Source organism: Bacillus sp. BK450, from assembly GCF_004364885.1.
In the GTDB taxonomy this organism is placed as follows: domain Bacteria; phylum Bacillota; class Bacilli; order Bacillales; family Bacillaceae; genus Bacillus; species Bacillus safensis.
In genome coordinates this window covers 774,508-798,144 of record NZ_SOBQ01000003.1, presented here as the reverse complement: position 1 = coordinate 798,144, position 23,637 = coordinate 774,508, and the positions used below count along the sequence as shown (strand labels likewise).

Annotated in this window: 26 protein-coding genes; 12 read left to right on the top strand and 14 right to left on the bottom strand. The window is 41.5% G+C overall.

The genetic code is table 11. The annotated features are described in order from the left end of the window. Positions 1-40: 40 nt before the first annotated feature. A complete protein-coding gene (locus EV579_RS13910) occupies positions 41-715 on the bottom strand; it encodes a zinc metallopeptidase (protein ID WP_024423288.1) in 675 nt (224 codons plus the stop codon). A gap of 80 nt (positions 716-795) precedes the next feature. Continuing rightward, on the bottom strand, positions 796-1,020 hold the full coding sequence (locus tag EV579_RS13905; RefSeq protein WP_024423289.1) for a YuzI family membrane protein: 225 nt from the start codon (positions 1,018-1,020) through the stop codon (positions 796-798). Between the two features lie 125 nt (positions 1,021-1,145). Here EV579_RS13905 and EV579_RS13900 point away from each other — a divergent pair, with 125 nt between their 5' ends. Further along, a complete protein-coding gene (locus tag EV579_RS13900) occupies positions 1,146-2,132 on the top strand; it encodes a potassium channel family protein (protein ID WP_024423290.1) in 987 nt (328 codons plus the stop codon). On the opposite strand, the gene EV579_RS13895 is transcribed toward EV579_RS13900, so the two are convergent. The 5 genes from EV579_RS13895 to EV579_RS13875 form a co-directional block, all read right to left on the bottom strand. Further along, complete coding sequence (locus EV579_RS13895) at positions 2,129-2,530, bottom strand: YugN-like family protein (protein WP_024423291.1); 402 nt, start codon at positions 2,528-2,530, stop codon at positions 2,129-2,131. The two genes, EV579_RS13900 and EV579_RS13895, sit on opposite strands and share 4 nt — an antisense overlap. 30 nt (positions 2,531-2,560) lie before the next feature. Continuing rightward, positions 2,561-2,779 carry a spore germination protein gene (locus tag EV579_RS13890; RefSeq protein ID WP_024423292.1) on the bottom strand — a complete coding sequence of 73 codons (219 nt, stop codon included), beginning with the start codon at positions 2,777-2,779 and terminating at the stop codon, positions 2,561-2,563. 111 nt (positions 2,780-2,890) lie between these two features. Next, the gene (locus tag EV579_RS13885; protein WP_103131545.1) at positions 2,891-4,246 is read right to left on the bottom strand and encodes a glucose-6-phosphate isomerase; all 1,356 of its coding nucleotides are present in this window, start codon (positions 4,244-4,246) and stop codon (positions 2,891-2,893) included. A gap of 126 nt (positions 4,247-4,372) precedes the next feature. Then, complete coding sequence (locus EV579_RS13880) at positions 4,373-5,545, bottom strand: iron-containing alcohol dehydrogenase (RefSeq protein ID WP_133744639.1); 1,173 nt, start codon at positions 5,543-5,545, stop codon at positions 4,373-4,375. A 121-nt stretch (positions 5,546-5,666) separates the two neighbouring features. Beyond that, the gene (locus tag EV579_RS13875) at positions 5,667-6,830 is read right to left on the bottom strand and encodes an iron-containing alcohol dehydrogenase (protein WP_024423295.1); all 1,164 of its coding nucleotides are present in this window, start codon (positions 6,828-6,830) and stop codon (positions 5,667-5,669) included. 144 nt (positions 6,831-6,974) lie between these two features. Here EV579_RS13875 and EV579_RS13870 point away from each other — a divergent pair, with 144 nt between their 5' ends. Continuing rightward, a complete protein-coding gene (locus EV579_RS13870; RefSeq protein WP_003212952.1) occupies positions 6,975-7,211 on the top strand; it encodes a DUF378 domain-containing protein in 237 nt (78 codons plus the stop codon). A 240-nt stretch (positions 7,212-7,451) separates the two neighbouring features. Here the strand turns inward: EV579_RS13870 and yugI are convergent, their stop codons facing one another. The 3 genes from yugI to EV579_RS13850 all read right to left on the bottom strand — a co-directional run bounded on the left by yugI (position 7,452) and on the right by EV579_RS13850 (position 9,737). Then, positions 7,452-7,844 carry a S1 domain-containing post-transcriptional regulator GSP13 gene (yugI, locus tag EV579_RS13860; protein WP_007500519.1) on the bottom strand — a complete coding sequence of 131 codons (393 nt, stop codon included), beginning with the start codon at positions 7,842-7,844 and terminating at the stop codon, positions 7,452-7,454. A 198-nt stretch (positions 7,845-8,042) separates the two neighbouring features. Then, positions 8,043-9,236 (bottom strand): aminotransferase, encoded by a 1,194-nt coding sequence (locus EV579_RS13855; RefSeq protein WP_133744638.1) that lies wholly within the window; start codon positions 9,234-9,236, stop codon positions 8,043-8,045. After that, positions 9,237-9,737 carry an Lrp/AsnC family transcriptional regulator gene (locus tag EV579_RS13850; protein WP_003213765.1) on the bottom strand — a complete coding sequence of 167 codons (501 nt, stop codon included), beginning with the start codon at positions 9,735-9,737 and terminating at the stop codon, positions 9,237-9,239. A 175-nt stretch (positions 9,738-9,912) separates the two neighbouring features. Here EV579_RS13850 and EV579_RS13845 point away from each other — a divergent pair, with 175 nt between their 5' ends. Next, positions 9,913-10,737, top strand: a complete 825-nt coding sequence (locus EV579_RS13845) for an alpha/beta fold hydrolase (protein ID WP_044332465.1) — start codon at positions 9,913-9,915, stop codon at positions 10,735-10,737. Here the strand turns inward: EV579_RS13845 and EV579_RS13840 are convergent. Then, a complete protein-coding gene (locus EV579_RS13840) occupies positions 10,734-10,994 on the bottom strand; it encodes a DUF1871 family protein (protein ID WP_044332463.1) in 261 nt (86 codons plus the stop codon). The two genes, EV579_RS13845 and EV579_RS13840, sit on opposite strands and share 4 nt — an antisense overlap. 83 nt (positions 10,995-11,077) lie before the next feature. Here EV579_RS13840 and EV579_RS13835 point away from each other — a divergent pair, with 83 nt between their 5' ends. Both EV579_RS13835 and EV579_RS13830 read left to right on the top strand, forming a co-directional pair. Further along, positions 11,078-12,253, top strand: coding sequence for a MalY/PatB family protein (locus EV579_RS13835; RefSeq protein WP_133744637.1), 1,176 nt, complete (start codon positions 11,078-11,080; stop codon positions 12,251-12,253). A gap of 133 nt (positions 12,254-12,386) precedes the next feature. Next, positions 12,387-13,679 (top strand): sensor histidine kinase, encoded by a 1,293-nt coding sequence (locus EV579_RS13830; protein ID WP_034282546.1) that lies wholly within the window; start codon positions 12,387-12,389, stop codon positions 13,677-13,679. Here the strand turns inward: EV579_RS13830 and EV579_RS19020 are convergent, their stop codons facing one another. After that, positions 13,680-13,856, bottom strand: coding sequence for a hypothetical protein (locus EV579_RS19020; RefSeq protein ID WP_162860193.1), 177 nt, complete (start codon positions 13,854-13,856; stop codon positions 13,680-13,682). It lies immediately after the preceding gene. 91 nt (positions 13,857-13,947) lie between these two features. Here EV579_RS19020 and kapB point away from each other — a divergent pair, with 91 nt between their 5' ends. Further along, a complete protein-coding gene (gene kapB / locus EV579_RS13825) occupies positions 13,948-14,343 on the top strand; it encodes a kinase-associated lipoprotein KapB (RefSeq protein WP_133744636.1) in 396 nt (131 codons plus the stop codon). Here the strand turns inward: kapB and kapD are convergent. Beyond that, the gene (gene kapD / locus EV579_RS13820) at positions 14,340-14,957 is read right to left on the bottom strand and encodes a 3'-5' exonuclease KapD (RefSeq protein ID WP_133744635.1); all 618 of its coding nucleotides are present in this window, start codon (positions 14,955-14,957) and stop codon (positions 14,340-14,342) included. The two genes, kapB and kapD, sit on opposite strands and share 4 nt — an antisense overlap. Before the next feature lie 218 nt (positions 14,958-15,175). Between kapD and EV579_RS13815 the strand changes: the two genes are divergently transcribed. The 3 genes from EV579_RS13815 to EV579_RS13805 all read left to right on the top strand — a co-directional run bounded on the left by EV579_RS13815 (position 15,176) and on the right by EV579_RS13805 (position 18,792). After that, a complete protein-coding gene (locus EV579_RS13815) occupies positions 15,176-16,354 on the top strand; it encodes an MFS transporter (protein WP_279586126.1) in 1,179 nt (392 codons plus the stop codon). 107 nt (positions 16,355-16,461) lie between these two features. Next, on the top strand, positions 16,462-18,363 hold the full coding sequence (locus tag EV579_RS13810; RefSeq protein ID WP_051170126.1) for a transglycosylase domain-containing protein: 1,902 nt from the start codon (positions 16,462-16,464) through the stop codon (positions 18,361-18,363). Between the two features lie 18 nt (positions 18,364-18,381). Beyond that, on the top strand, positions 18,382-18,792 hold the full coding sequence (locus EV579_RS13805) for a thiol-disulfide oxidoreductase DCC family protein (RefSeq protein ID WP_024423304.1): 411 nt from the start codon (positions 18,382-18,384) through the stop codon (positions 18,790-18,792). A gap of 247 nt (positions 18,793-19,039) precedes the next feature. On the opposite strand, the gene EV579_RS13795 is transcribed toward EV579_RS13805, so the two are convergent. Continuing rightward, positions 19,040-19,597: a YufK family protein gene (locus tag EV579_RS13795; RefSeq protein ID WP_024423305.1), complete on the bottom strand. Its 558-nt coding sequence runs from the start codon at positions 19,595-19,597 to the stop codon at positions 19,040-19,042. Between the two features lie 185 nt (positions 19,598-19,782). On the opposite strand from EV579_RS13795, the gene malK reads away from it, so the two are divergent. The 3 genes from malK to EV579_RS13780 all read left to right on the top strand — a co-directional run bounded on the left by malK (position 19,783) and on the right by EV579_RS13780 (position 23,555). Further along, positions 19,783-21,381, top strand: coding sequence for a malate sensor histidine kinase MalK (gene malK, locus EV579_RS13790; RefSeq protein WP_024423306.1), 1,599 nt, complete (start codon positions 19,783-19,785; stop codon positions 21,379-21,381). Then, positions 21,374-22,081: a response regulator gene (locus EV579_RS13785; RefSeq protein WP_024423307.1), complete on the top strand. Its 708-nt coding sequence runs from the start codon at positions 21,374-21,376 to the stop codon at positions 22,079-22,081. Before malK ends, EV579_RS13785 begins: the two co-directional genes overlap by 8 nt. A gap of 391 nt (positions 22,082-22,472) precedes the next feature. Beyond that, positions 22,473-23,555: a BMP family lipoprotein gene (locus EV579_RS13780; protein ID WP_024423308.1), complete on the top strand. Its 1,083-nt coding sequence runs from the start codon at positions 22,473-22,475 to the stop codon at positions 23,553-23,555. Positions 23,556-23,637: the final 82 nt, after the last annotated feature.

Sequence of the window (23,637 nt, the reverse complement as noted above, 5' to 3'; positions counted from 1 at the left end):
TTACCTAACACTGGTAAGGGCTCACCTCCTCTGGCATCAATTAATCATTACGGCCATTTAGGAAGATCATTACAAAACGGAGCAATTCAAACAGGGAGACAAGGGCCGCTGCTACGTACGTCAGAGCTGCAGCATTTAACACCTTGTTCACGCCTCTTTCTTCACTGCTTCTAATGATTCCTTCTGAAACAATGATATCTTTTGCACGAGAACTTGCATTAAACTCGACAGGCAATGTCACAAGCTGAAAGAATACAGCTGCTGAGAACAAAATGATCCCAAGCCCGATTAAGTTAAGGCTGCTGAGCAAAATTCCACCAAGGAAAAGAAGCGGAGCAACACCAGATGCAAAGTTCACGACAGGAAAGATCTTATGTCTCAAAACAAGCGCACCATAGGATTCCTGATGCTGCAAGGCATGTCCAACCTCGTGTGATGCGACTGAAATGGCCGAAATGGAATGGCCGTAGTACACAGGTTCAGATAAACGAACCACACGCTGCGTCGGATCGTAATGATCAGTCAAAGTTCCTCTTACCGGTTCAACAGGCACGTCGTATAACCCGTTGCGATCTAAAATATATCGAGCGGTTTCAGCACCTGTTTTCATACTGGATGCTTCCACCTTTGAATACTTTTCAAAATTATTCTTCACTTTAAATTGTGCCCAAAATGATAATCCCAATGCGGCAAATGTTAAAAAATAAAAAAACAGCATGCTCATCAGCTTCCTTTTATTTTATATATTTATTTACAATTTTAATGACTTTTATGTACCATGTACAGCAAAAAGCACTAGGTCTTTTTCAGGGGGATAACCGCACCAATGAAAAAGAAGAACACACCTAAGCAAGCTGTATAAAAGGTTCCCGTACCATAAAGGTCTTGAAAAAAGTGCAGCCATGAAAAATCATTCATAAAATGATTCACAGCATTTAAATCAAACACGAGTAAGATGACAGCTGATGATAAAAAGTGCACACCAATAAAAAGAAGTACGGTCTTTTGAACAAACGACATTCGAATTCCCTCCTTCTTCTCCCTATTTTAAGATATGGGTTCTATTTCAATACATGACAAAGATGAAAAAATGTGTTCCCAATCGGGCATACTGACATTAGCAGTCTCCTGAAAGGAAGAGTCCGATGAAATCAAACCGTATCTTTATTGCTTGGCTAAGGTGGCCGCTTTATCTTCGAATTGCCATCATCATCTGTTTCTTGCTTCTCTTTTTTGGACAATTAATCGTTTTACTTGAACCGAAGCAGTATCATACGATCTTTGATGGAATCTGGTGGGCGCTCATTACAGTCTCTACGGTTGGTTACGGAGATTTTGTGCCGCAAACCATGCCAGGACAGGTGGCTGGTATGGCGCTCATCTTTATCGGAGCCAGCTTTGTCACCGCTTATTTCGCCACACTTGCCGCCGCTGTGTTCAGCAAGCAGCACCATTATGTTGAGGGCAAGGTAGCCTTTAAGGGAAAAGGACATCTCATTATCGTCGGCTGGAATGAGAAGACGAACAAACTTCTTCAGTCGTTTCAAACGATTGATCCAGCTATGCCGATTGTGCTGATTGATGATTCCTTGAAAGAGGGGCCTCTTTTAGAGAATGTTCATTTTATTAAAGGACACGGGACCGAAGACGTCACACTGCGTAAAGCCAACATTACCAGTGCAGATGCACTCATGATTACCGCGGATCAGCATGAAAATGAAGTGACAGCCGATATGCAGAGTGTTTTAACCTTACTTGCAGCAAAAGGATTAAACCCTTCGCTATATTGTTTAATTGAAATTTTAACAGATCGTTACGTGAAGAATGCCGAGCGTGCTGGTGCCAACCAAGTCATTCATACCTCTGATGCTGTCAATCATTTAATGGTTGAACATTTTCTGATAAAGGAACAACTCACAGCATTAACAAAAAAACGACAAATGACCTTGCATAAAAACGTTACCATCATACCTGTACCGGCTTCATTGGCTGGAGAAACCTTTTTAACAGCGCTGCATCATTTTTTAGAGCATCATGTGATCATCGTCGGCGTACAAAAAAAAGAAGGACCCATGATGAATCCTCCCTTTGGCTATGAGCTTCATCCAGAGGATGAACTGATCAGCCTTTAAAGCAGTGCGTCTTCTAATTCCTTGACGAGCGAAAAGCCAATCTCAGCATAAGCCTTTGATACATCCCCATCTTTCTCTTTTGGTTCTTGGAATTGGTTAAAGGATGCGCCCACATTTCCAACCATCGCATGATCATCTAACTTGTCTTGATATACATGCTTTAAGAGAAATGGATGTCCCATTTTCACCACAACACCAGGTTGATCGAGCTGGCCTTTCTCGGCTGTAAAAGGAACTCTGAGAAAGGTATAGCCATCACGGTTATCAATTTTATAATCAAAATACCCGTGATCATAATCCCAGTTCCCATTAATGACATAACCGAGCGGCTTCATCGTTTCTTCTAAATGGTAAAGTGAAAAGCTTTCACCAGGCAGCCTAGATGGTACATGAATCATACGAACCCCTCCTTTTTTTATTAGGGTTCGTTAAAGAGAGGAATTCATACATTTGCCTCTCGTGATTTGTACATTGTTTGTAAACGCGGCATCAAATAAGCTTTGATTGGTTGATTGATTCGTCTCGTTATCACTGCCGGAACCTGCTGTTTCCTTCGTAGCACTTTTAGAACAAATGCGTCCGACATTGCCAAAGTTCACGATTGCCTGGCCAGAAATATCATGAATATAAATATGATTCGTCCTCATTTTTCACCCTCCTCCATTCATTATTCTATGTACAGAACATAGGAAAGCTTGCACAGGAATCTGAAGAAAACAAAAAAGGCACACCTTTATGGGAAGGTGTGCTTTTTGTTCTTATGATTGTTTTAAACGGCTTTCAAGCTCTGCTTTTTTCTCTTCGAATCCTGGTTTTCCTAGTAAAGCAAACATATTCACTTTATAAGCTTCTACTCCAGGCTGATCAAATGGATTGACGCCTAGTAAATATCCAGACATCGCACATGCTTTCTCAAAGAAGTAAACAAGGTATCCGAATGTATAAGCATCCATCTCAGGAATTGTCACGATAAGGTTCGGTACTTTTCCATCTGTATGGGCAAGCATCGTTCCTTCAAATGCTTTTTTATTGACGAAATCAACCGTTTTTCCTGCTAGATAGTTCAAGCCATCAAGGTCTTGTTCTTCTGCTTCAATCATAAGCTCATGTCGAGGCTTCTCTACATTGACGATTGTTTCAAACAAGTCTCTTCTTCCTTCTTGAACATATTGGCCAAGTGAATGAAGATCTGTTGAGAAGTTAGCAGATGAAGGATAGATTCCTTTTTCATCTTTCCCTTCACTTTCACCAAATAATTGCTTCCACCATTCTGCGAAATATTGCAGGCCTGGCTCATAGTTAATCAGCATTTCAATCGTTCTGCCTTTATTGTAAAGGACATTGCGGACGACAGCATATTGATAAGCCGCATTTTCAGAAAGCTCAGATGAAGCGAAGTCTTCGCTTGCTTTTGCCGCACCTTCCATCATCTGATCAATGTCTGCACCGCTCACAGCGATTGGCAAAAGGCCGACTGCTGTTAATACAGAATAGCGTCCACCAACATCATCAGGGATGATAAATGATTCGTAGCCTTCTTCAGTTGCTAATGTTTTTAATGCACCGCGTGCCTTGTCAGTTGTCGCATAAATACGTTTTTTCGCTTCTTCAGCACCGTATTTTTCAATGAGGAGCTTTTTAAAGATGCGGAACGCAATGGCTGGCTCTGTTGTTGTACCAGATTTTGAAATCACATTAATGGAGAAATCTGCATCTTCCAATAGATCCATCACATCTGTTAAATAAGAAGAACTGATGTTGTTTCCAATAAAAATAATTTGCGGTGTCTTGCGCTTGCCTTTTGGCAAAGTGTTATAGAAAGAATGGTTCAAAAATTCAATCGCCGCACGTGCACCTAGATATGACCCGCCGATTCCCACAACGAGCAGGACGTCAGAGTCAGACTTAATTTTGTCTGCACTTTTTTTAATGCGGGCAAACTCTTCGCGGTCGTATTGCTTCGGCAAGTCCACCCAGCCTAAATAGTCACTGCCTGCACCCGTTTGTTCATGAATATTATGATGGGCTACCTTCACAAAATCTTTTAAATATGTAAGCTCATGTTCTTGAAAGAAAGGTAACGCTTTCGAGTAGTCAAATTGAATATGTGTCATCGCTTGTAAGCCCTCCATTACGTTAGTTCTGTCCCTTTCACTTTAGCGGAACTAGCTATTGAAATCAAGTGATCGTCACTGGCATAGCAAAAAGCCGCTTCTCTGGATGAAAAGCGGCAATCTGGATTATAAAGAAGCTTTCAAAATCGCTAGAATATCATCACGGTTAAGTTTCATAAAGTTTCCAAAACCACCGTATTCCATTTCTTTTGCTGCAATGTCGGCAATTTTGTCCAGCTGATCCTCACCAATGTCATAATCAGCTAAACGGCTTGGTGCACCAAGGCTAGTCCAGAAAGCTGACAGTTTGTCGATTCCTTCTAATGCGATGTCACGATCTGATTTTCCTTCAGTTTCGATGTCAAACATGTTCAGCATAAGGTTTTTAAAGCGTTCCACATTATGATCGAGCGTGTGGCGCATCCAGTTTGGGAAGAGAATAGCAAGCCCGCCTGCATGCGGAATGTCATAGACAGCCGATACAGCATGCTCAATCGTATGGGACGCCCAGTCGCCAAAGTAACCCATTTGCAGCGTGCCATTTAAAGCAATCGTTCCTGCATAGAGAATCGTTTCACGATGCTCATAGTTTTGTAAGTCCTCCAGCAGTTTTGGTGCTGTCTCGATGACTGTTTGAAGAACAGCAAAACACATCCGGTCCTGTAAAGGCGTGTTTTTTACATTATGGAAGTATTGCTCAAAAACGTGGCTCATCATATCGACCATACCATACACCGTCTGGTTTTCTGGCACAGAATACGTATGCTCAGGGTCTAGAATTGAAAAAGCAGGGTGAGTGACAGAGCTGCCCCACACATATTTTTCATTCGTTTCCCAGTTTGTGATGACTGAATCCGGGTTCATTTCTGAACCAGTTGCTGCAAGTGTCAGCACTGTGCCAAACGGCAGCGCTTTTTGAGCGGTTGTTTTCTTTGAAATAATATCCCACACATCACCGTCATACTCTGCTCCGGCTGCTATCGCTTTTGTACAGTCGATCACACTTCCGCCGCCAACGGCTAATAAGAAATCAATGCTCTCCTTTTGGCAGATATCGATTCCCTTCTTCACTGTTGTGAGGCGCGGGTTCGGTTCAACGCCAGACAGCTCAAATACTTCAGCATCTGCTTCTTTTAACGCACTGATGACTTTGTCATAAAGGCCATTTTTCTTAATGCTGCCGCCACCATATACAAGTAACACTCGTTTTCCATAACGAGCGAGTTCGCTTTTGAGTCCTTCTAGCTGTCCTTTTCCAAACATCAATTTAGTTGGATTATAGTAAATAAAATTCTCCATCTGTTGAAACATCTCCTTACAACGAATATATCCAAAAACATGAAAGACTACTGTAACATATGTACACGATGAACTCAAAAAAAGATAACTGCCCGCAAGCAGCTATCCCTTTGTTGTTCAATTATAAAGAAGCGTTCAAAATGGCTAAAACATCTTCTTTGTTCAGCTTTTTAAATTGACCAAATTCACCGCGTGCCATTGCACGGTCTGCAATTAAATCAATTTTCTCATCGTTGATGTCATAATCCGCCAAACGGCTTGGTGCACCAAGACTTGTCCAGAAAGCTGACAGCTTGTCGATTCCTTCTAAGCCAACTTCTTCGTCTGTTTTGCCCGCAGGATCTACATCGAATACACGCACCGCTAATTGTTTAAAACGGCCTGGGTTTTCTTGAATCACATGTTTCATCCAGTTCGGGAACAAGATCGCAAGACCGCCTGCATGAGGAATATCATAGACAGCAGATACTGCATGCTCAATGTTATGAGATGCCCAGTCACCACGTGCCCCCATTGAAAGCATGCCATTAAGTGCAATTGTGCCAGTGAATAAAATCGTTTCACGCAGCTCGTAGTTCTCTAGATCGTTGATCAGCTTCGGTGCCGTTTCAATGACAGTGCGAAGAAGTCCTTCACACATACGATCTTGATAAGGTGTATTTTCTGTGTGATGGAAATATTGCTCGAACACATGTGACATCATGTCAACCATGCCATAAATCGTATGATTTTTAGGCACAGTGAATGTGTTGACTGGATCAAGAATAGAGAATTTCGGGAAAACTGCTGGACTTCCCCAGCCATACTTCTCATTTGTTTCCCAGTTTGTGATAACTGATCCTGAGTTCATTTCAGAGCCTGTTGCGGCAAGTGTTAATACAGTACCGAACGGGATAGCTTCCATTGGGACGTGTTTGCGTGTCACGATATCCCAAGCATCTCCATCGTACTTCGCACCAGCTGCGATTGCTTTTGTGGCATCAATGACACTGCCGCCGCCAACTGCCAAAATAAAATCAATGTTGTTTTCTTTGCAAAGCTCTACCCCTTTTCTTACTGTTGTTAAGCGCGGGTTAGGCTCTACACCAGCAAGTTCAGTGATTGCAGCTCCTGATTCTTTTAGGATGCTGACAACTTGGTCATAAAGGCCGTTTCGTTTAATACTGCCTCCACCATATACAAGTAATACGTTTTTTCCGTAGTGTTTGAGTTCATCTGAAAGGGCTGATACTTCTCCCTTTCCAAAAATTAATTTCGTTGGGTTCCAATAAGTAAATCGATCCATGTGATCTCCTCCTCGCGCTACATTATGCGCCTCATTCATTCCAAAAGTAAAGTAATTTGCTTTCATCCATTTTCTTACGCATAGTTTGGCTAAAAATCTGCAAAATATAAATGTATTGATGCTGTAGCGAAAGGAGGAATCACGATGAGTGCTATTCAGCGTATTGCCCTCGTGCTCACGATTATCGGTGCTATTAACTGGGGACTAATCGGCTTTTTTCAATTTGACTTAGTAGCAGCGATCTTTGGCGGACAAGGTTCTGCATTATCACGTATTATTTATGGTCTTGTTGGAATTGCAGGTCTTGTCAACCTTGGTCTGTTGTTCAAACCAAGCGAAGAAGCTGTTCGCCGTGACGAGCCGAACCCAGAAGTTCGTTAAATAAAAGGACATAAAAAAAGGCTGCCTACATGAGGCAGCCTCAGCGTGTAGACAAACCCTCGCATTTTTTGTCAGGTCTGCGCGCTGGTGCTCACGAATTCTAAATTCGCTCCAGTGCCCGCCATTCCTAGACTTCAAAGGTTTTCTATTACGCTGAAAAAAAAGACAAAGGGCTAAAATAAAAATCATTTTAGCCCTTTGTCAACAATCTAAGGCACCGTTTGAAGCGGTGCTTTTTTATTATTTCTTGATAAGATCTTTACGGTTTGATTGCTCAATCCACTCTTCAAGTTTATCTTTAAGCGTATTGAAACCTTGTGGTGCAGCAGCTTCTTCTTTCACTTGCTGTGGTCTTTGTTTCTTTGGTTTGCTTTCTTTTCTTTCAGGTGCATCTTGTGTCGCACGGATAGAAAGGCTGATTTTACCTGCATTTTCATCAACAGAAAGAACTTTTACTTGTACTTCGTCACCAATTGAAAGGTGCTCGTTGATGTCTTTTACAAAGCCATGTGTTACTTCAGAAATATGCACAAGTCCTTGAGTTTCTTCATCTAATGCAACAAACGCACCATACGCTTGTAATCCTGTTACTTTACCAGTGTAAACACTGCCTACTTCAAACTTTGTCGCCATGATAACAACTCCTAAATAAATGTTTTAATATTCGTTTATACGCAATTAAAAACTATATCACAGAACGGGCAGTTACGCAAAATATTTTTTAAATGGGTTTAGATGAGATCAAAAGAGGGAATACCTGAAAACAAGAATGCTTTCTAGTATTCCCCCCTAATTTGTGAGGCATGAGTCCATTTGGATTGATGCCTTTTTTTATTTTAAGATGGCTGATGCTTCTTCCTTCACTTGTCGAGCCTGCAAAAAGCGCTGAATTCTTGAAAGTGATTCCTGAAGATGATCAAGTGACGAAGCATATGAACAGCGGATATGACCCTCACCGCTCGGTCCGAATACATTCCCAGGAACAACAGCGACTTTTTCACTTAGGAGCAGCTCCTCAGCAAATTGTTCTGATGTCATGCCTGTGCTTTTAATCGATGGGAACGCGTAAAACGCTCCGTTTGGCTGATGGCATGTCAGTCCTAGTTCATTTAAGGAGCCGACAAACAAATTACGGCGTCTTCTGTAGCTTTTCTTCATTTTCTCTACATCTTCAAGCCCATTTTTTAATGCTTCTTCTGCCGCATATTGTGCCATCGCCGGTGCGCACATCATAGAATATTGATGTATTTTCAGCATGGCATCCCGCAGTATAGGTGGTGCTGCCACATATCCTAAACGCCAGCCCGTCATGGCAAACCCTTTAGAAAAGCCTGAAATCAAGATCGTTCTTTCCTTCATATCTTGAATAGCCGCGACGCTTGTAAAAGCTTCATCGTACGTCAGCTCTGCATAAATCTCATCCGTAATAATAAGCAGGTCATGCTCTTTCGCAAATTGAGCAATATCTTCAAGCTCTTCCTTTGAATAAACAGACCCAGTCGGATTTGATGGCGAGCAAAGCAAAATGGCTTTTGTCTTCGGCGTCAGCTTTGTGCGAAGATCAGCAGAATCTGCTTTGAAATCTTTTTCAGCGGTTGTACTTAAATAGACAGGCACTCCGCCTGCTAGTGTCGTAAGGGCCCCGTATGCTACGAAACAAGGCTCTGGAATGATTACTTCATCCCCTCTGTTTAAAATCGCACGAAAGGCCAAATCAAGTGCCTGGCTTCCGCCAACTGTAATAATGAGTTCTTCTTCGGGACTGTAATCAATGTGAAACCGCTTATATAAATAGTGGCTTAGTTCTTTTCGCAAAGAAATTAAACCTGCATTCGCCGTATAAGAGGTCAGCCCTTGTTCTAATGACATAATACTTGCTTCTCTGACATTCCAAGCTGTCACGAAATCCGGCTCGCCGACACCAAGGGAGATAACCCCTTCCATTGTGGCAGCCAAATCAAAGAATTTCCGAATACCTGACGGCTGAATGCTTTGTACCGTTTCAGATAAATAAGACTTTTTCATTTACGGAGACACCACGATTCTTTTGTCATCGTCTCCTGTTTCAAACACTTTCCCATCATGTTTATATCTTTTCAAAATAAAGTGGGTAGTTGTTGAAACAACGGAATCAAGTGTCGATAATTTTTCAGATACGAAGCGGGCAATATCAGACATTGATCTTCCGCGGATCACAACGGAAAGATCGTAAACACCTGACATGAGATAGACAGACTCCACTTCCTGAAACCGATAAATCCGTTCAGCAATTTCATCAAATCCGACGCCTCTTTTTGGTGTCACTTTTACATCAATCATTGCTGTAACGCCTTCATGACCATCCACTTTTCGCCAGTCAATCATGGTTGAATAATCAATAATAACTTTTTGATCTTCAAGTTTTTGAATGATGGCTTCGGCTTCTTCTGTTGTCACGCCTGCCATTTTTGCAATTGTATTTAAATCGGCGCGGCTGTTTTCATCTAAAATCTCTAATATTTCAGTTTCTTTTTCTGTTAGTTTCATTTGATTTCACACCTCAGATTATAAAAGCTAGTTTTAAAAAATCTTCTGAACATTATAGCACGTTTTTCCCATTATGCTAAGCAGGGAAAAGATTCTAATGATAGCTTAAAATCCACTTTTTAGGGTACAATACAGTCACCTAACAGAGAGAGTATCAAGTATCGGAGTGAAGAATGTGGACATTGTTCAGCCAGCTTATATGAAAAGTGCATTCGGTTTAGATATCTATTACGAGCACTATCCAAATGAAGGCAAGAAGACATTGATCTTAATTCACGGTCTCTTCTCTTCTACCTTCAGCTATCGAAAGCTCATCCCGCTTCTGAAACAGGACTTCAATTTAATTGCGATTGATCTGCCGCCATTTGGACAGTCCGAGAAGTCGAATACGTTTATTTACAGCTATCGCAACATGGGGAAAATTATTATAGAGCTAGCTGGTTATTTACAGATTCAGCATGCAATTCTAGTGGGCCATTCAATGGGCGGACAAATCGCCTTATACGCTGCTACTGAACGGCCGGATCTATTTGAAAAGGCGGTTCTATTGTGCAGCTCAGGCTATTTGAATAAGTCAAAAAGATCACTTGTTTACAGCACATATATTCCTTATTTTTATCTGTATCTAAAAAGAAAGCTTTTAAAGCAGGGCATTATGAAAAATTTAACGGCTGTTGTGCATGATCATTCCATCATTGATCAAGAGATGGTCGACGGATATTTAAAGCCATTTTCAGATGATCAAATCTTTCGGGGGATATTTCGTTTGATTCGGCACCGGGAAGGAGATTTAACCTCGGACGTTTTAAAGAAAATGGAAACACCCGTGCTGCTCATTTGGGGCGAGGAAGATCGAATCGTTCCCATTCAAATAGGCGAAAGACTGCACAAAGATCTGCCAAATTCGACCTTACATGCATTAAAAAAAACCGGGCACCTCATTCCTGAGGAAAATCCGGTCTTTGTGTCTGATCAAATCGGACATTTCAGCCTGTCTTAGCGTGAACAGGAGCTGCTGTCTCGTATGACAAAAAGCTGATTTGCTATATGCTGACAGCTCTCTATCGGAAGAAGCTGTTCAAATGAGTGATGGTAGATGGCTTGAATCTCTTTTGCTAAAGAAAACGGGTCTTCTGCGTCGTATAATGCACTGATGACGTCAGCAGGCTCCGTTTCATAAAAATCCTCTCCATAATGAAAAGGGTCCCATGCCTTAATGAATTGAATCATCTCTTCTACAGCTTGACTATCTTTCATCGGTATCACCGCTTATAATAAATTTTGTGATGTTTATTTTAGCACAACCAAGAATGGTTGAAAAACAGCTAGAGGTGGGTTTCATGAATTTCGACGAACAGATCATACGTAAAGGTTCAAAATCAGTGAAATGGGATCAGGCAGAGTCTTTGTTCCTGACAACAGATGCCCTTCCGATGTGGGTGGCCGATATGGATTTTAAAGCACCGCAGGTCGTCCTTGATGCATTGAAAGAGCGATTAGATCACGGTGTATTTGGCTATGCATTTCAGGATCAGGATACGCAGCAGGCAGTCGCTGGCTGGCTCAAAAGAAGACATGGATGGACAATCCAGACAGATGCCGTCACCTTCACACCAGGAATCGTAACGGCACTTAGTTTTGCTGTTCAAGCCTTTACAGCACCGCACGACGAAGTAGTTATACAGTCACCAGTGTATACACCTTTTTATCAAATGATTGAGCGAAATGGACGTACAGTCTCAACCAATCCTTTAAAAATAGAAAACAACCGCTATATGATGGATTTTGATGATTTAGAGAAAAAACTGAGCAGACCACAAGCAAAGCTCATGTTCCTTTGCCATCCGCATAATCCGTCCGGAAGAGCATGGTCAAAAGAGGAATTAAAGCGAGTCGGAGACCTATGTGTAAAACATGGAGTCACAGTCGTTTCAGATGAGATTCACTCGGATTTGATGCTTTACGGGAAGCAGCATGTGCCCTTCGCCAGCCTTTCTGACGACATTGCACATATCACGGTAACGTGTATTGCGCCGAGTAAAACCTTTAATCTAGCGGGGCTTCAGGCATCTGCTATTATCATTTCAGATAAAGAAAAAAGAACCCTTTTCAACAATGAAGTGCAAAGAAACGGACTGTCCAAACTGAATGCCTTTGCGATTCCAGCGATGGAAGCAGCATACCGCCACGGGGATGAGTGGCTCGATGCCCTTGTTCTCTATCTCGAAGGCAATATGAAGACGGCGATGGACTATATCGACGAAAATCTTCCAAATATGCGTTATATGAAACCAGATGCTTCTTATTTATTGTGGCTGGACATTCGGGATTATCAATTCAGTCAAGCGGAATTGAAACGGAATCTGCTGAAAAAAGGGAAAGTGATCCTAGAGCTTGGCCACGTGTACGGACACGAAGGAGACGGCTTTATTCGGATGAATCTCGGCTGTCCTGCTGCAACAGTCAAAGAAGGACTGAAACGTCTCCACCAAGCGTTCACGCTATCAGCTGAATAAGACCTATACGATAGAAAGAACATCCTAACGGGTGTTCTTTTTAAAGAAAAAAACCCTCCTTTTATCATATCTACTTTGTACATGAAATGATATAATGAGAGGAATTACAATTATTTACGAGGAGAGCATTTAAATGGAAATGTTCAAGGATTTTCTGCTCCATGTATCTTTTATTCTATTTCCAATCTTTTTATATCATGCGCTATGGTTAAGCCGGACCCCTGCTCATTTCCCAAAAACGAATAAACTGCTCATCACAGTATTCGCATCCATCTCTTCAGCACTATGTATTATGTATCCAGTTGGTTCGATTTTAGATTTGCAGACTGGGCTTCAATCCATTCCCCTTGTACTTGCTATTTTATACGGAGGATATATGGCGGGGATCGTTGCCATCTTGATAAGCATCATTGTCAAATTCGTGATGTACGGCTCTTTCTTATGGATTGGACTTATCGTTGTCCCAATTTACTTTTTTATCCCATTCCTGTTCTACCGAAAATGGCATCAATATTCGAAGCCAAATAAGCTGTTTTACGGAGTGCTTATCGGTTTATCCAAAGGATTCTTTATTTACATTGGACTGCTTGCGGTCAGCTTAATGGCATACAGCCCAGCTTTTATTATGCAGCAAAAGCTCCTTGAGTTATTTTTCTCAACTCTTTACTACATATTCTTTCTTGTGCTCAGTATCTATTCCATTGAATTCGTTAAGGAAAATGCGGAAATGAGATCACAGCTTGTCCAGTCAGAAAAACTGACCATTGTAAGTGAACTTGCTGCAAGCGTTGCCCATGAAGTACGCAATCCGCTGACAGTTGTGAGAGGCTTTATTCAATTGCTCTTTTCGAGTGATAATACAAAAGAGCCACCTGCCAATAAAGATTATAAAAATCTCGTTCTGTCCGAATTAGACCGGGCGCAGGACATTATCACGAGTTATCTTGACATTGCAAAACAAAACTACTATCAAATTGAATCTCTCAATCTATCTAAATTACTTGAGGAATGTGCATCACTGATGACATCCTATGCGAATTTTAAATCGGTCACGATTCATCAATCCATTGAACCTGACTTATACATTCAAGGTGACGTAACGAAGATCAAGCAAGTCATGATTAATTTAATCAAAAATGCAATTGAAGCAGCTCCTGAACATGAAGGGAAAATTGAACTTTTTGCTTCAAAAGAAAATCATAAAATCTGCCTTTATTTCGTTGATAACGGTGTAGGTATGACAGAAAGTCAGATGAAAAAACTCGGCGAACCCTATTACACACTTAAAAATAAAGGAACTGGACTTGGGCTGACAGTGACTTTTTCAATTATTGAAAATCACCATGGAACGATTCGTTTCAAAAGCTCGCTGCAGTCTGGAACAACCGTCACCGTGAAATTTCCTGAAGATACAAGAAGAAAATGATTAATCCATTTTTTTTGTTCTTTTTTCATCTATCCGCTCCTGCTTCTTAGACGCACGAACGATGAGACGAAAACAAATAAACGCAGCAATAAAGAAAATCACCGTGGTGATAGCCGCTGGGATGTACTCCCTTTTATCTTCAGGAAAATATAGTAGAAAAAGTACGATGAATGACATCTCGCCATTCCCCCTTTTGCTCGTTTACTTCACTATATTGGCTAAAAGAAATGAAATACCTTCCTATGAGAAGGAAATGGAGGAATTTCACATGACAGACATTCAAATTGGACAAATTGTGAAAGGCTTTTATAAAACAGGTGTATACGTTGGGGAAGTGACAGCAGTGAAACCATCGACCTATCTCGTTCAAGTAAAAGCCGTTCTGACACATCCCACTCAAGGCGACCTGCATCATCCGAAAGAAGCAGACGTGCCTTTTTTCCAAGAGAGGCGGGCTTTGGCCTATAGAGAACAGACAAATATCCCTCATCATATGGTGAAGCCTTATGATGGCGATATCCCTGATTATGAAGAGTCACTGAAAGAAGCTGTAGATAAATTGAAACAAGCACTCCGTGCGGATGATTCCAAATGGGCTGAAAAATCAAGAGCATGCCTATCTTCTCTTGAGAAAGATTATTTTCCAGAAGACGTCCGCCGCTAATCAGCCGAATCAAAAAAATGTGAGAAATCGATCAGCTCACCAATTTTGGTTGTTTGCGGATTTTCCACATAGGCTCTGTCTTTTTCAAAAAGGGTGAACAGCTGATAAGTCGTCATGGCATCATCGAGTGCTTTATGATGCTTACCAGCTCCTTCACTGCCGTATTCCTTTGCTGCTTTTCGAAGCCCTGTCAGTGTGCGGTCACCAAAAAAGGTTTTATATTCAAAGGCCAGGTCCCTCAGCTTCCCCTTAAAAGGAAAGGCAATGTGATTGAGCATACAATTTTGCTTCAATACCTTCATGTCCATGTTGCCCCACGTAATAATTTCACAATTCTCTCCCCCATCAAGTGACACGAGCTTCTCGATAAATTCCTCAAATGAAATTCCGCTCTCTACATCCTCCTGCGTAATTCCGAGGAAAGATTTACAGCGCTTCGTCAGCTTCGGGAACTTTTTCGGTTTGACGTAGCTAGAGAATGAGTCTATGATCGTTTCATCTGCTGCTTTCACTACCCCAGCTTCAATAATTTCAGGAAAAAAATTTTGCGGATGATATTTTCCATCAGGCATCGTAAATTCAAAATCGACCACAAGCACCGTCTTCTGTTCCACCAGTTTCACCTCACTTTTTCGTCAGCTTTTCATTCTCATACCATTATATTAAGACGGACCTTGAAATCACTTCATTTTCGTGAAAATAATGCAGATTCACTATGCCCAACCTATTCATCTGATGAAAGATCGTTTATTTTCCTTTATAATTATTAAGGAACACGAAATAAATAAAGAAGGTGATCTCTATCACAAACAGGAAGAAAAACTTGTACATCATGTGGTTTGTGAACTTTTTTGTATCTGCGAGCATTACAATGATCGTCCCTTTTTTATCACTTTACATAGAATCTCTTGATAGCAGCTATTCAAATGAATTTGTTCAAAGATGGAGCGGCTATGTCTTTGGGGTCACGTTTTTAACGGCCTTCCTGATCTCTCCGATTTGGGGGCGGATTGGCGACCGGCATGGCTATAAAAAGATTTTATTAATTAACGGAATTGGCATCGCCACAAGTATTCTACTAATGGGGCTTGTGCACACTGTGTATCAGCTATTCGCACTAAGGCTCTTCATGGGGCTTGTCACAGGCTTTATCTCGACTTCAATGGCACTGATTTCTGCACAGACCGAAAAGGCAACTGCCGGTAAAACCCTTGGAACGATGCAGATGAGTAATGTTGCCGGAGGATTGTTTGGTCCATTAATGGGTGGATTCATGGCAGACAGCGTCGGATTTATTTATACGTTTTTCCTGACAGCGGCTGTCATTTATGTGTCAGCTATTGTGATTATCTTCGGAGTGAAAGAACAGCCGATCCGGTCAAAAGAAGCAAAGCGTGTTTCTTACTCACGGAAGGATGTACTCTTTCACATTTTCAAACAGCCTTTGCTTGTCGTCACGATGCTTTTAACATTTATTACACAAGTAGGGAACTTTAGCATTCAGCCGCTTTTGGCTTTATACATTCATGATTTACATGGTCCTGTCAATCTCGCTTTTTATGCGGGGCTTGCTTTTTCTGCAACTGGACTTGGCAATTTGCTGTTTACGCGAAAATGGGGAGATCTCGGAGATCGAATTGGTCATGACAAGGTGCTGCTTGCCCTTCTCATCCTCTCCTCTATTTTATTCATCCCGCAAGCGATGGCGGATTCGTACGTCATGTTAGTCATTTTCCGTTTCCTATACGGGATGGCACTTGGCGGAATTATTCCGTGTACGACGGCGTATATCCGGATTAAAGCACCTGCTTCTATGCAAGGAGAAGTGCTCGGATACAATGTCAGCTTCCGCTTTCTTGGGAATGTCGTCGGTCCGGTAATCGGCGGCATTGTGGCGAGTCATTACGGGATTCCAGCTGTCTTTTATGTCACTGCCGGCATTTTTCTGTTTGGCGCGTTATTTTTATGGGCGGTCCGCTCACATGCGAAAACAAAGGAAAGGAGTGGTTGATCATCTTCAGATACTCTTTTTTCTTGCGGAAAAGCCTGATTCACTAGACTTCACGCCCTTTCTTTTCTAAAAATAACCTTCTCGTATCCGCAAAAGAATGGTACGATATGGCTAGAAAATTGAAGAAAGTGAGTGACCTCATGTTTCGTGCAATCATTGGTTGGTTATTACTTGCTGCCCTCATCCCATTATTTGCTCTGACTTTTTATCTATCAAAGGAAGAAGCTGCAAGTGTAAAGCCTGTTAACGAAGTGCTTGATCAAAAAATCAAGCTGGAAAAGATAGATTTTTCCCAAAACAGTTATATGTATGACCGGGATGGTTCTCTTATCTCCGAGATCGTCTCAAACGATGAGAACCGAGTGTTCGTGAAATACGATAACATTCCTGAACCTGTGAAGGAGCTGTTCCTTCGTTCAGAGGACCGCAACTTCTATGACCATAAGGGAATTGACTTTATGGGAGTTGTTCGTGCCCTTGCTGCAAATGTCAAAAACCATGGCATCAGCCAAGGAGCGAGTACGATCACACAGCAGCTGTCCCGCAACTTATATTTAAGCCATGAACGTTCGTTCAGCCGAAAGTTTACGGAGCTGCTCTATTCCTATGAACTTGAGCGAAAATTCTCGAAGGATGAAATTCTCGAAAGCTATTTAAATACGATTTATTTCAGTAATGGTGTTTACGGTGTCGGTTCTGCGGCTAATTACTATTTTGATAAGCCACTTAGTTCTTTAACACTTGCCCAAATGGCATTTATCTCTGCTATTCCAAACAACCCAACACTGTATGACCCATTAAAACAGTTCAAGCACACAAAGAAACGCCAAGAACGACTGCTTGGTATTTTGAAGAAAGATGGCGTCATCACCAAAAAACAATACAAAAAAGCCGTCAAAGAAAAAATCAGCCTTTCTTTAAGTGAAAAGAAAAACCTATACCCTGACTATGTGACATATGCCAATGAAGAGTTTACAGATCTTGTGTCTGATCAGGAGGGCTTTACAAAACGATTGAAGAAAGCCAAAACAGCTGAAGCGAAAAAGGCGATTCAAAAGGAATTATCTGAAAAGGTCAGTGCCCTGCTCCAGGATGGTGTGAAAATTTATACGGCGCTTGATCCTTCCTTACAGCAAAGAGCCGTCTATCAGCTCAATGCTCAATTGCCTTATCAAGGTGTGGAAGGCGGATCAGCCGTCATTAATCATGAAACGCATCAAATTGTTGCACTTGCTGGCGGGAAAAACTATAAGAAATTTGATTTTAACTACGCTTATCAAGCGCAAAGACAGCCTGGTTCTGCGATTAAGCCGCTTTTAGACTATGCGCCTTATATTGATCAAACCGGTGCAACGGCTTCAAGCACCATCAGTGCCGGCAAGTTTTGCAGCAGTGGATACTGTCCGCAGAACTATAATCATAAAACGTATGGAACAGTCACACTTGAAACAGCCTTTAAAAATTCTTACAATACCCCTGCGATCCGAATGCTGGATACAGTAGGTGTCAAAAAAGGCTTCAGCTATTTAGAGAAGTTCTCATTCCAGCATATCGTAGCGGATGATTACCGCCTTCCTTCTGCACTTGGCGGATTTACGAAAGGCTTCTCACCGCTAGAAATAACAGATGCATATACCGTCTTTGGCAACCAAGGAGCCTACACACAAAGTCATTCGATCACAAAAGTGACAGACTTAAACGGTAAGACCCTTTACAAGTGGAAAGAGTCGCCAAAGCAAGTATATTCTCAGCGTACAAATGAAACGATGCGTAAGCTGCTTACCTCTGTTGTGAAGAGTGGGACAGGGAAAAAAGCGAATTTCAACGCCCCTTACATCGGTGGGAAAACAGGGACATCCAATGACTACAAAGATATTTGGTTTGTGGGACTGACAGATCAGTACACAATGGGTGTATGGGTTGGAAGAGATAGAGGAACGGTGGAATCGATTTATCATTCAAGCCCGCACTTACGTATTTGGAAAAATACGATGCAATACGCCAGATAAACAGGAGGTTTGATTGCGATGCATTCAACACATCCACCCCATTTAATCTTATTTGACGGTGTCTGCAACGTGTGCAGCGGCGCTGTTCAATTTGTGATTAAGCGCGATCCGAATGAACGGATGATGTTCGCTTCCTTACAATCAGATACAGGACAGCGTATTTTAAAGGAAAACGGTTTGCCTTTAGATGAGTTCAATTCATTCATTTATATCGAAAAAGGGACCCTTTATACGAAATCAACAGGCATCTTAAAAGCCGCGCGGCATTTAAAAGGGATATACAGATGGAGCTTTTTACTCCTTGCCATACCTCGCCCAATCCGTGATTGGTTTTATCAGTTGATAGCAAAAAATCGCTACAAATGGTTTGGTCAAAAAACATCTTGTATGATGCCTACACCCGATATTCAAAAACGGTTTCTTTCATAAAAAAAAGCATCCTCCATCATCGGAGGATGCTCAGATTGTTGAAAAAGAGCTAAAATGATCTTTATTTTAGCTCTTTTTCTTCTTTTCAGCGTGACCTGAAAACCTTTGCAGTCTAGGAAGGACGAGCACCGAAGCGGAGCGAATTTAACATTCGTGAGCATCGGCGCGCAGAACTGACAACGAATGCAAGGGTTTGTCTAAACGCTGAAAGCATCCTCCATCATCGGAGGATGCTTTCTTTGTCTGCTTATGAAGGCAGACTTGCCATCACACTGTTATAAAGCTTAATAAATAAGTACAAAATACCGATCAAAAACGTCGCCCAAAACAGCAGAATAAACATCATAAATCCAATCAAATTCAGCATAGAAAGCGATTGATAAATGCGAACCACAACCCAGATAAAATAGACAAGACTTGCTAATGCAAAAAGTCCGACTAGCAGAATGAGCTGCTGCGTCAACAGAAATGCAAGCAAGCTGGCAAATAAATAAACAACGGATGCAATCCGAATTTTCTTTAAGTTCTCCCCTTCAGGGTCCTTAGCGAAAAAGAGCAACGCCAGCTCTAATACCGTATCTGCAATCAGTTTTAAAGCAGATAAGATCATAAAATAAACAAGTGCAAAAGCAGCAAAGAGAGCAAGACGGATGCCCTGTTCTGAGAAAAATTCCAGCATTCCTTTTAAAATACCTGCTTGAGTCAAGAAATCAGTTGTGATACCTACTGTGAAAATCGAAAAAGCAGAGCTGAATAGTAAAATTGAAATCAGCGGAAAATATCCAGTCAAATATGTATTTTTCATAAATAGTTCCTTTCTCATAAGCTCACATTTATTATGGCTCACTTAAAACGGATTGACAAGATGCTTTCAAAGTAAACTGACAGCAAAATCAAATTTATGATTTTGCACGTACATTCCTTCACAAACTTACATTTTCCCGTTAAAGTATTACTGTTACGAAAAAATCGTGCGTTAGGGGTATACTCGTGAAAAAAACTTTAAGACTGCAAACACGACTGACGATCTTTGTGTGCATCGTTGTCCTGATCTCCCTTTGTATCACATTCTTTACGATATGGTCGGAAACAGCCAAGAACATCCATCAGCAGGAACGTGACATTGCTCTGTCTACTGCCAAAATGGTCGCAGAGGCACCGATCACAGCACAATCATTAGAAGATCATTCATATTCCGCATTACGAAAATATACAACAAGTGTTCAGCAAATCACCAAAACCGAATTCGTTGTCGTCATGGATATGAACGGTATCCGCAAAACACACCCGAATCCGCAGAAAATTGGAAAGCGGTTTGCCGGCGGTGATGAAAAAGCAGCATTACAGGGAAAAGAACATATTAGTACGGCTTCTGGAACACTCGGCAGATCCATGCGTGCTTTTGTTCCTGTTTATGATCAAAATGGAAAGCAGCTTGGGGCTGTGGCCGTAGGGATTACGTTAAAGGAAATTGACTTGATTATTCATCAAAGCTTACTTCCACTCTACTTCGTCACATCACTCAGCCTTCTATCTGGCATCATCGGAGCACTCATTGTGGCAAGAAAAGTGAAGAAGATTATGTTTGGACTTGAGCCGGATGAGATCGCCACATTGTTAAAAGAACGAAGTGCCATGCTAGAATCAACAAAAGAAGGGATTCTGGCCGTCGATCAGCACGGTAAAATCAAGCTGGCCAATGCAGAGGCCAAACGGCTCTTTCATAATATGGGCATTATGGTTGATCCTAGAGAACAAGATGTTCAAACTCTCCTCCCTTCAAGCGGCTTAAAACAGGTCATTGAAACACGCAAGCCGCTGCTTGATCGTGACGTGAGAATGAATGGACTGGAGCTCGTCTTTAATGAAGTGCCAATTACGGTAAAAGGTGAAATTGTCGGAGCCATCGCCACCTTCCGTGACAAAACAGAAGTGAAACATCTGGCTGAGCAGCTTAGCGGGGTCAAAATGTATGCGAATGCGCTCCGTGCCCAGTCCCATGAATTTATGAACAAGCTTCATGTCATTTTAGGTTTGGTCCAGCTCAAAAACTACGATGATCTTGGCACCTACATCAAAGATATTGCAATTTATCAGCAAACGGAAACAAATGAAATCATCAACCATGTGAAAAACTCTGTTTTAGCAGGATTTTTACTAGGAAAACAAAGCTATATCAGGGAACAAGGCGCTGCCTTAGAGGTTATTTGCAGCACACAAGTGCCAAATACGGAGGACCCGGCAGTGACGCATGATCTCATTACCGTGATTGGCAACTTGTTAAATAACGCACTCGATGCTGTTTCACATACTGATACGAAAAACATCTCAATCTCCTTCAGATATGTCCATGAGCAGCTTCACATTGAAATCACGGACACAGGTGTTGGTCTCACGAAAGAAGAACAAGACATCATGTTTGATCAAGGCTTTTCAACTAAAGGAGAAGACCGAGGGTTCGGACTCTACTTCGTTGACCAAAGCATCAAGAAATTGAACGGACATATGATTGTCACGAGTGAAAAAGGAGAAGGAACGACCTTTAGTCTCCGCATTCCGTATAAACAAAAGGAGGATTCACATGATTAATGTGTTAATAGTAGAAGATGATCCAATGGTTGGGGAGCTGAACAAACGCTACCTGACCCAAATCGACGGCTTTGAGTTAAAGGGGATTGCCACCTCCTTTCAGCAGGCACTTGAAGTGTTAAAAACAGAAGTCATACACCTCGTACTGCTCGATATTTATATGCCTGGACAAAATGGACTGGCATTACTAACAGAAATTCGCCAGCAAAATCATGCCGTTGATGTCATTGTCATTTCGGCTGCAAATGAAGTCGATGTTGTACAGCAAACGATGCGAAACGGAGCAGTTGATTATTTAATTAAGCCGTTTGAGTTCGAACGATTCCAATCAGCACTGGCAGAGTATAAACGGAAACACGCCCTGTATCAATCCATGAACAGCATTTCGCAAAATGATTTAGATGCGAAGCTTTTTCATAAAAAAGCAGAGGCGGAAAAAGTCCTCTTGCCAAAAGGACTGACCAAAAGCACACTTAAACTCATCTGGACAAGCATTCAATCATTTGGCCAGCAGGCTTTCACAACCGAAGACCTAGCCAACCATACAGAAATCTCTCAAGTCTCCATTAGAAAATACTTGAAATTCCTTGAGGATATCGAAGTGGTGGATGTTGAAATGGCATATGGGACAATAGGACGTCCTGTTTTCCAATATAAACTGAACACGAGCAATATGAATTTGATTCAGCAATATCTTTAAAATACTACATCTGACCTTTCACAAAGGCCAGATGTTTTTTTATGGCATACGATGTAACAAACCCCTTGATATCAGTGGTTCTGCTGTAGCGGAGCACATCACAAAAGCGGCATTATATCATATTTCAGCAGATAAAAAGACATCAAATAAAGCCATTTAACATTTTTTTAAAAATAAAACAAATTTCTATTTATTTATTCGATCGGAAATGATAAATTATGATTGATTAGTTCAACGAGATATAAGTCTGATGTCTTACATCTTCTCTCCTGCCCTCCATAAGTTTCATGAGAAAGCAGGATAAAATACCCTCTTTAGGGTGAGAAGAGATAGATCGGTCTTTTTTCGCGAGACTTTTCTGAAACTTTTAAATTTTATAGGGGGTTATGTTTTGAAGAAGCGCAAAATTGGACTAGCATTGTCCTTAGTCGTAGCAGCAGGAACCATCCTTGGAGCATGCGGCAACTCTGGCTCAAACAGCGGTGAAAGCAAAAAAGATAAAGATCAATTCACTGTTGCAATGGTAACTGATGTCGGTGGTGTCGATGACAAATCGTTTAACCAATCAGCTTGGGAAGGTTTACAAGCATTTGGGAAAGACAACAATCTAAAAAAAGGTAAAAACGGCTTTGATTACTTACAATCTAAATCAGATGCTGACTATACAACAAACTTAAATACACTTGCTCGTGAGAAATTCGACCTGATTTACGGAATTGGTTTCTTAATGGAAGATGCAATTTCTGAAATTGCGGATCAACGTAAGAAAAACCACTTTGCGATCGTTGATGCAGTCGTGAAAAAAGACAACGTAGCCAGCATTGTATTTAACGAAAACGAAGGATCATTCCTTGTGGGTGTTGCGGCTGCTCTTTCTACAAAATCAAACAAAATTGGATTCGTCGGCGGCGTTGATTCTGAATTAGTCAGAAAATTCGAAGTTGGCTTCCGCGCAGGTGTTGAAGCAGCTAACCCGAAAGCAAAAGTTGAAGTGAAATATGCCGGTGCATTCGATAAGGCTGACATCGGGAAAGCAACAGCTGAAAGCATGTACAAATCTGGCGTCGACATCATCTATCATGCTGCTGGCGGCACTGGAACTGGTGTCTTCACAGAAGCGAAAAACCTGAAAAAAGCGGATCCTAACCGTAAAGTTTGGGTTATCGGTGTAGATAAAGACCAGTATGACGAAGGAAAAGTACCTGGAACAAAACAAAGTGTCACCCTTACTTCTATGGTTAAGAAAGTAGACACAGCGGTACAAGACTTAACAACGAAAGCAAAAGATGGTAAGTTCCCTGGCGGCGAAGTGATCACATACGGTCTGAAAGAAGGCGCTCTTGACATTTCTCCATCTAAGGAAAACCTTGATAAAGATGTATTAAAGAAAGTTGAAGAATGGAAACAAAAAATCATCAAGGGTGAAGTGAAAATCCCTGCAACACGTGATGAACTAAAAGATTTTAAAGCTTAATTTGAGCAGCGGGATAAGCGCGCCTTATCCCCTTGCCTCTCCTTTACCTCCTCTTTATTCGTAAAAGGTGGTAAAAGAAAAG

Bases quoted from the DNA above. Each gene is read 5' to 3' on its own strand.
- EV579_RS13875 (WP_024423295.1), bottom strand. From the start codon at position 6,830: ATGGATCGATTTACTTATTGGAACCCAACGAAATTAATTTTTGGAAAG.
- EV579_RS13880 (WP_133744639.1), bottom strand. From the start codon at position 5,545: ATGGAGAATTTTATTTACTATAATCCAACTAAATTGATGTTTGGAAAA.
- EV579_RS13890 (WP_024423292.1), bottom strand. From the start codon at position 2,779: ATGAGGACGAATCATATTTATATTCATGATATTTCTGGCCAGGCAATC.
- EV579_RS13810 (WP_051170126.1), top strand. From the start codon at position 16,462: ATGGCTAGAAAATTGAAGAAAGTGAGTGACCTCATGTTTCGTGCAATC.
- EV579_RS19020 (WP_162860193.1), bottom strand. From the start codon at position 13,856: ATGTCATTCATCGTACTTTTTCTACTATATTTTCCTGAAGATAAAAGG.
- EV579_RS13895 (WP_024423291.1), bottom strand. From the start codon at position 2,530: ATGATTCATGTACCATCTAGGCTGCCTGGTGAAAGCTTTTCACTTTAC.
- EV579_RS13905 (WP_024423289.1), bottom strand. From the start codon at position 1,020: ATGTCGTTTGTTCAAAAGACCGTACTTCTTTTTATTGGTGTGCACTTT.
- EV579_RS13855 (WP_133744638.1), bottom strand. From the start codon at position 9,236: ATGAAAAAGTCTTATTTATCTGAAACGGTACAAAGCATTCAGCCGTCA.
- EV579_RS13835 (WP_133744637.1), top strand. From the start codon at position 11,078: ATGAATTTCGACGAACAGATCATACGTAAAGGTTCAAAATCAGTGAAA.
- yugI (WP_007500519.1), bottom strand. From the start codon at position 7,844: ATGGCGACAAAGTTTGAAGTAGGCAGTGTTTACACTGGTAAAGTAACA.
- EV579_RS13870 (WP_003212952.1), top strand. From the start codon at position 6,975: ATGAGTGCTATTCAGCGTATTGCCCTCGTGCTCACGATTATCGGTGCT.
- EV579_RS13900 (WP_024423290.1), top strand. From the start codon at position 1,146: ATGAAATCAAACCGTATCTTTATTGCTTGGCTAAGGTGGCCGCTTTAT.
- EV579_RS13850 (WP_003213765.1), bottom strand. From the start codon at position 9,737: ATGAAACTAACAGAAAAAGAAACTGAAATATTAGAGATTTTAGATGAA.
- EV579_RS13830 (WP_034282546.1), top strand. From the start codon at position 12,387: ATGGAAATGTTCAAGGATTTTCTGCTCCATGTATCTTTTATTCTATTT.
- EV579_RS13815 (WP_279586126.1), top strand. From the start codon at position 15,176: ATGTGGTTTGTGAACTTTTTTGTATCTGCGAGCATTACAATGATCGTC.
- EV579_RS13795 (WP_024423305.1), bottom strand. From the start codon at position 19,597: ATGAAAAATACATATTTGACTGGATATTTTCCGCTGATTTCAATTTTA.
- EV579_RS13840 (WP_044332463.1), bottom strand. From the start codon at position 10,994: ATGAAAGATAGTCAAGCTGTAGAAGAGATGATTCAATTCATTAAGGCA.
- EV579_RS13785 (WP_024423307.1), top strand. From the start codon at position 21,374: ATGATTAATGTGTTAATAGTAGAAGATGATCCAATGGTTGGGGAGCTG.
- EV579_RS13885 (WP_103131545.1), bottom strand. From the start codon at position 4,246: ATGACACATATTCAATTTGACTACTCGAAAGCGTTACCTTTCTTTCAA.
- kapB (WP_133744636.1), top strand. From the start codon at position 13,948: ATGACAGACATTCAAATTGGACAAATTGTGAAAGGCTTTTATAAAACA.
- EV579_RS13805 (WP_024423304.1), top strand. From the start codon at position 18,382: ATGCATTCAACACATCCACCCCATTTAATCTTATTTGACGGTGTCTGC.